Below are 528 nucleotides of genomic sequence, written 5' to 3' on the forward strand. Positions count from 1 at the left end.
GCACTTGGCCGAGATCACGTCGCCGGCGATCCCGTAGGTCGCGCCGAAATTGCTGTTGCCCGCGGCAATCACGCCGCGGATGTGGGAGCGGTTGTCCGCATCGTTGAGAAAGCGGATCACCTGTTTGGGCACGGCGCCCCGGCCGTCGTCGCCGCAATAGGTCGGGACGACGAGCACATAGGGTTCGTGCACGTCGAGCGGCGCGTCGGCCGCGCTGACGGGAATGCGTCTGGCGCGCAGGCCGAGCTTGCCGACGAAGCGATGGGTGTTTTCCGAGCGGGTGGAAAAATAGACGATCAGCCCCATCGCGCCGTACCTCGGCTTCAGGACAGTGCGCTGATCTTGTCGGGGCGGAAGCCTGCCCAGTGCTCCGGACCGGCGATGACGACGGGAACCTGCATGTAGCCAAGGCCCTTGACCGTCTCGAACGCGTCCTGGTCGACCGAAATGTCGATCACCTCGTAATTGACGCCCTGGCGGTCGAGCGCGCGATAGGTTGCGGTGCACTGGACGCAGGCGGGCTTGCTG

At 65.5% G+C, this 528-nt stretch carries 2 protein-coding genes; both read right to left on the reverse strand.

Going from position 1 to position 528, the window contains the following annotated elements; all coding sequences use genetic code 11:
• A partial coding sequence (nrdI, locus tag IB232_RS23365; RefSeq protein WP_192400900.1) for a class Ib ribonucleoside-diphosphate reductase assembly flavoprotein NrdI occupies nucleotides 1-306 on the reverse strand: 306 nt, incomplete at its 3' end.
• A 17-nt stretch (nucleotides 307-323) separates the two neighbouring features.
• Nucleotides 324-528: glutaredoxin-like protein NrdH (gene nrdH, locus IB232_RS23370; protein ID WP_192400901.1), on the reverse strand; the 205-nt coding region annotated here is incomplete at its 5' end.

This window comes from Pseudomonas sp. PDM15 (assembly GCF_014851565.1).
Lineage (GTDB): Bacteria > Pseudomonadota > Gammaproteobacteria > Pseudomonadales > Pseudomonadaceae > Aquipseudomonas.